The organism is uncultured Metabacillus sp. (genome assembly GCF_947503125.1).
GTDB lineage: Bacteria > Bacillota > Bacilli > Bacillales > Bacillaceae > Metabacillus.
Map to the genome: position 1 here is coordinate 1 of NZ_CANNCR010000213.1, position 306 is coordinate 306.

1 tRNA gene is annotated in these 306 nt (G+C 46.1%); it reads left to right on the forward strand.

Annotated elements, in window-relative coordinates:
- The first annotated feature begins 3 nt into the window (after positions 1 to 3).
- Positions 4 to 79 (forward strand) — tRNA-Phe (locus Q1B07_RS26915).
- Positions 80 to 306: the final 227 nt, after the last annotated feature.

Here is a 306-nt window from a genome sequence, read left to right on the forward strand (position 1 = left end):
TATGGCTCGGTAGCTCAGTCGGTAGAGCAATGGACTGAAAATCCATGTGTCGGCGGTTCGATTCCGTCCCGAGCCACCATTTATTGAATACCGGTGTAGCTCAATTGGTAGAGCACGATCGAATAAGCTTCGAAGCTGTGCTTCAGCACACAAATCGAGCAGCTTCTTGATTAATCTCCCTGAGATTTGGGTGACTGGTAAGTAAGAAAGACTATATATTACACAATATTAAATACGCCGGTGTAGCTCAATTGGTAGAGCAACTGACTTGTAATCAGTAGGTTGGGGGTTCAAGTCCTCTCGCCG